The following is a 5,021-nucleotide window of genomic DNA, read 5'->3' on the forward strand; positions in this document are numbered from 1 at the left end:
GCCTAGGAGCCACCTATCTTCTCCTGGAGGCCGGCCAACCCTACCGCCCCCCCTTCCTTGGGGGTCTTACCGCCCCCACCGCCTTCCGCCTTCTTCAGGACCTCCTGGCAGAGATTCCCGAGGAGCCCACCGAGCGCTATACCGCTCTCCGCCTGGACACCCTTAGCCTCCTTTCCCTCCTTCTGCCCCCGGAAGAGGGCAAGGCCCTCCTAAAACCCCTCCTTACCCTGGAAAACCCCTATCTGGAAGCCCAGGCCCGCCTGGGCTATGCGGAGGCCCTGGCCCGGGAAGGCCGGTTTGGGGAGGCTCTGGCCCAGGTGGTGGCCCTGCCTCCCCTCGAGGACCCAGGCCTCCTGGCCCAAGCCCGGGCGGTGGAGATCCTGGCCCTTTTGGGCCTGGGGGAGAAGGAGGCCGCCTGGCAAAAGGTTCTGGAGGTGAGGAAAAGCCCCCTTCCCGAACCCTTTCGCTTCCAGCTGGGCCGGGCCCTGGGCCGCTTCTGCCCCGAGCTCCAAAGGCGGCTTCCCCCTACCCCCCTGGCCTTTGCCGAAGCCCTGGGCTTCCACCTGGCAAATCCCGACTAAATCACTATACTTTAGGGGATGAGGGGGTTATACTCTTACTGCGAACGGGTCGCAGTAAGGGCCCGACCCAGCATCAGGAGGCAAAACAATGAACCAGCTAGAAATCCGTGACCTCTGGGCTTCTATAGATGGCGAAACCATCCTTAAGGGCGTGAACCTGGTGGTCCCCAAGGGCCAGGTACATGCCCTCATGGGCCCCAACGGGGCCGGCAAGAGCACCCTGGGCAAGATCCTGGCCGGGGATCCCGAGTACACGGTGGAAAAAGGGGACATCCTGCTGGATGGGGAGAGCATCCTGGACCTCTCCCCGGACGAGAGGGCCAAAAAGGGCCTCTTTCTGGCCTTCCAGTACCCGGTGGAGGTGCCGGGGGTGACCATGGCCAACTTCCTGCGCCTGGCCCTCCAGGCCAAGCTGGGCCGGGAGGTGGGGGTGGCAGAGTTTTGGACCAAGGTGAAGAAGGCCTTGGAGCTTCTGGACTGGGACGAATCCTACCTCTCCCGCTACCTCAACGAGGGCTTCTCCGGCGGGGAGAAGAAGCGCAACGAGATCCTCCAGCTTCTGGTCCTGGAGCCCACCTACGCGGTCTTGGACGAGACCGACTCCGGGCTGGACATTGACGCCCTCAAGGTGGTGGCCCGGGGGGTGAACGCCATGCGGGGCCCGAACTTCGGCGCCCTGGTGATCACCCACTACCAGCGCCTCCTGAACTACCTCGTCCCCGACCGGGTACACGTGATGATGGACGGGCGCATCGTGGCGGAAGGGGGCCCGGAGCTGGCCCTGGAGCTGGAGGCCCGGGGCTACGAGTGGCTTAGGGAAAGGGTAAAGGAGGAGGCATGAGCGAGGTAGACCTGAAGGCCCTGGGAGAGGAATACAAGTACCACTTCGTGGACGAGGTCAAGCCGGTCTTCGTGGCCGAGCGGGGCCTCACCCGAAGGGTCATTGAGGCCATCAGCTACCACAAGGGGGAGCCCGAGTGGATGCTGAAGTTCCGCCTGCGGGCATTGGAGATTTTCCAGAAGAAGCCCATGCCCACCTGGGGCCCCGACCTCTCGGGCCTGGACCTGGACAACCTGGTCTACTACGTGAAGCCCGCGGAAACCCGGGACGCCAAGAGCTGGGAGGAAATCCCTGAGGAGATCCGCCGGACCTACGAGCGCCTGGGCATCCCCGAGGCCGAGCGCAAGGTGCTGGCCGGGGTGGGGGCCCAGTACGACTCGGAGATGGTCTACCACCGGGTGAAGGAGGAGCTGGAGCGGCAGGGGGTCATCTTCGTGGCCATTGAAGAGGGCATGAAGAAGTACGAGGACCTCTTCAAGGAGTACTTCGCCAAGGTGGTGCCCCCGGAGGACAACAAGTTCGCCGCCCTGAACTCCGCCGCCTGGTCCGGGGGCTCCTTCGTCTACATCCCCCCGGGGGTGAAGGTGGAGCTCCCTTTGCAGGCCTACTTCCGGGTCAACACCCCCGAGTTCGGCCAGTTTGAGCGCACCCTGATCATCGTGGACGAGGGGGCCGAGGTGCACTACATAGAAGGGTGCACCGCCCCCATGTACTCCAGCGAGTCCTTGCACACCGGGGTCATTGAGATCGTGGTGAAACGGGGAGCCAGGAGCCGCTACACCACCATTCAGAACTGGTCCACCAACATGTACAACCTGGTGACGCAAAGGGCCTTGGTCTATGGGGAAGCCTTCCACGAGTGGCTGGACGGCAACCTGGGCTCCAAGGTCACCATGAAGTACCCCTCCAGCTACCTCCTGGAGCCGGGAGCCCGCACGGAGATCCTTTCCATCGCCTTTGCCAAGACCGGCCAGCACCAGGACACCGGGGCCAAGATCATCCTGGGCGCTCCCCATACCTCGGGCACCATCGTTTCCAAGAGCATCTCCAAAGGGGAGGGCCGGGCCAGCTACCGGGGCCTGGTGAAGGTGCTGGACGGGGCCAAGTACGCCAGGGCCAACGTGGAGTGCGATGCCCTCCTCATTGACCCCGAAAGCCGCACCGACACCTATCCCTACATTGAGATCCAGGAGGACACCGCCCACGTGGGCCACGAGGCCACGGTGTCCAAGATGGACGACGAGCAGATCTTCTACCTCCAGACCCGGGGCCTTAAGGAGGACGAGGCCGCAGCCCTCATCGTGCGGGGCTTCATTGAACCCATCGCCAAGGAGCTGCCCTTGGAGTATGCGGTGGAGCTCAACCGGCTCATTGAGCTGGAGATGGAGGGCTCCGTAGGCTAAGGGTCCCCGTCAAGAGCCTTAACCTTTGCCCTAGGAGGATGCATGCAGGTACTGGACAAAACGCAGGTGGAAGCCATTTCGCAGGCCTTGGGGGAGCCGGGCTGGGTGCTGGAGAGGAGGCTAAAGGCCCTCGAGGCCTTCGCCCGCCTCCCCTACCCCAGCAAAAAGGACGAGGCCTGGCGCTACACCGACCTTTCCGAGGCCCCCCTGGAAGGGGAAGTGGAAACCCCCAAGGGGCTTAGGCTTTCCCGGGACGAGCTTCCCGAGCTGGTAAAGCGCCGCTTGGAGAAAACCGATGTTTCCGGTTTTCTGGTCTTCGTGGGGCCGGATTTGGTCTACGCCGAGGTCCCCGAGGAGCTTCTGGCTAAGGGGTTGGTCCTCACCAGCCTGGCGGAAGCCCTTAAGGCCCATCCCGCCAAGGTGGAGGCCACCCTGTTCCAGGGGGTTTACACCGAGGACAAGTTCGCTGCCCAAAACGCCGCCTTCTTCACCCACGGGGCCTTCCTCTACGTGCCCGCAGGGCTGGAAGTGGAAAAACCCCTGGGGGTCTTCAAGGTGCTGGAAGGGGGCAAGGCCTCGGCGGGCCGGAGCCTCCTCTTCCTGGAGGACAACGCCAAGGCCGCCTACATTGAGGAGTACCTCTCCTCGGACCTTTCCCCCACCCTGCATCTTTCCGCCACGGAGATGGTCCTAAGGCCCGGGGCCCGGCTGCGCCACGCCCACGTCCAGACTTTTGGCCACGGAGTTTGGCACTTCCACCGGCAAAGGGCCCTTCTGGAGCGGGACGCCGTCTTAAACGACCTGGTGGTGAACCTGGGCGGGCGCTACGCCCGGAGCGAGGTGGCCTCGGAGCTATTGGGCCCGGGGGCGGAAAGCGAGATGCTGGGGCTTTACTTCGGGCACGGCCAGCAGCACTTTGACCATTACACCCTGCAGCACCACGTGGAGCACCATACCCGAAGCGACCTCCTCTACAAGGGAGCGGTGAAGGACGAGGCCCGGGCGGTCTTCTCCGGCCTCATCAAGCTGGAACGGGGGGCCCAGAAGACCGACGCCTACCAGGCCAACCGCAACCTCATCCTCTCCCCCACCGCCCGGGTGGATTCCATCCCCCAGTTGGAGATCGGGGCCAACGACGTGCGCTGCACCCACGGGAGCACCACCGCCCCCGTGGACGAGAGGCAGCTTTTCTACCTCCAGTCCCGGGGGCTTTCCCGTAGCCTGGCCCAAGAACTCCTGGTCAAGGCCCACCTGGCGGATGTCCTCACCCGCATTCCCCTAAAGGCCCTAAGGGCTCACCTGGAAGCGGTGATAGAGGAAAAGGTTAGAATCTAAGGCCATGTGGACCCCGGTAGCCAAGCTGGGCGATCTGGAAAACGGTAGGCTGGTGGTCAAAAGGCCCGAGCACCGCAAGCCCATCCTCCTCCTCTACACCGGGGAGGAGGTCTTCGCCCTGGAGGACCTCTGCACCCATGACGACGGCCCCTTGCACGAGGGGGAGGTGGAAGAGGGCCAGATCCTCTGCCCCCGGCACGGGGCCCGCTTTGACCTGAGGACGGGCCGGCAGACCCTGCCCGCCCCCAAACCCGTGAAGGTCTTCCCCGCCAGGCTGGAAGGGGACACCATCCTGCTGGACCTTTAGAGAAGGGTGGGGGGTTGGGGGAGCTATAATCCCCCGGACCTTCAGTCCGTGGGATACATGGACTCCCCCACATACTCTACATTTGCTATAGTATTTTTCGGTAGAGCTTGAGTGCGAGACTCGCCTACCGATGGAAGGAATACCTTTGGGCTCGGACGGAGCCTTCAGGGATGAGCACTGTGCAAGCAGTCTCATCATTCCTGAGAAGCCCTGTTCTTTAGAACGGGGAGTCGTCACGCCAAGCCTTCCCCCTGGGGCCCCAAGGAAAACCTTGGGGCCTTTGTCCTTGACACCGGGAAGGGAGAGGGGGTAGGGTAGAAATACCCACCCCACCTGGGGTGGGGGAAGGTGAAGGATGCTGAGGCTCAAGGTGGAAGGCATGACCTGCAACCACTGCGTGATGGCGGTACAGAGGGCCCTCATGAAGGTGCCCGGGGTGGAAAGGGCCGAGGTGAGCCTGGAACGGGCCGAGGCCCTGGTGGAGGGGAAGGCGGACCCCGAGGCCCTGATCCGGGCGGTGGAGGAGGAAGGGTACCGGGCCGCCCTGGCCGGCT

Annotated in this window: 5 protein-coding genes and 1 pseudogene; all 6 read left to right on the forward strand. The window is 63.9% G+C overall.

The window, feature by feature from the left end; genetic code table 11:
- Positions 1-581 (forward strand): annotated as a pseudogene (locus Q0693_RS06815) (hypothetical protein); the annotation flags it as partial.
- 88 nt (positions 582-669) lie between these two features.
- Entirely contained in the window at positions 670-1,422 is a 753-nt protein-coding gene (gene sufC / locus Q0693_RS06820; protein WP_298630213.1) for a Fe-S cluster assembly ATPase SufC, read from the forward strand.
- A complete protein-coding gene (sufB, locus tag Q0693_RS06825; protein ID WP_243031707.1) occupies positions 1,419-2,825 on the forward strand; it encodes a Fe-S cluster assembly protein SufB in 1,407 nt (468 codons plus the stop codon). Before sufC ends, sufB begins: the two co-directional genes overlap by 4 nt.
- Positions 2,826-2,867: 42 nt before the next feature.
- Entirely contained in the window at positions 2,868-4,160 is a 1,293-nt protein-coding gene (gene sufD, locus Q0693_RS06830; RefSeq protein WP_298630216.1) for a Fe-S cluster assembly protein SufD, read from the forward strand.
- 4 nt (positions 4,161-4,164) lie between these two features.
- Positions 4,165-4,467, forward strand: coding sequence for a non-heme iron oxygenase ferredoxin subunit (locus Q0693_RS06835; protein ID WP_243031709.1), 303 nt, complete (start codon positions 4,165-4,167; stop codon positions 4,465-4,467).
- Between the two features lie 355 nt (positions 4,468-4,822).
- A partial coding sequence (locus Q0693_RS06840) for a heavy metal-associated domain-containing protein (RefSeq protein WP_243031710.1) occupies positions 4,823-5,021 on the forward strand: 199 nt, incomplete at its 3' end.

This window comes from uncultured Thermus sp. (genome assembly GCF_938010445.1).
Lineage (GTDB): Bacteria > Deinococcota > Deinococci > Deinococcales > Thermaceae > Thermus > Thermus altitudinis.

Coding starts and splice junctions, on each gene's coding strand:
- sufC (WP_298630213.1), top strand. CDS start 670: ATGAACCAGCTAGAAATCCGTGACCTCTGGGCTTCTATAGATGGCGAA.
- Q0693_RS06835 (WP_243031709.1), top strand. CDS start 4,165: ATGTGGACCCCGGTAGCCAAGCTGGGCGATCTGGAAAACGGTAGGCTG.
- sufD (WP_298630216.1), top strand. CDS start 2,868: ATGCAGGTACTGGACAAAACGCAGGTGGAAGCCATTTCGCAGGCCTTG.
- sufB (WP_243031707.1), top strand. CDS start 1,419: ATGAGCGAGGTAGACCTGAAGGCCCTGGGAGAGGAATACAAGTACCAC.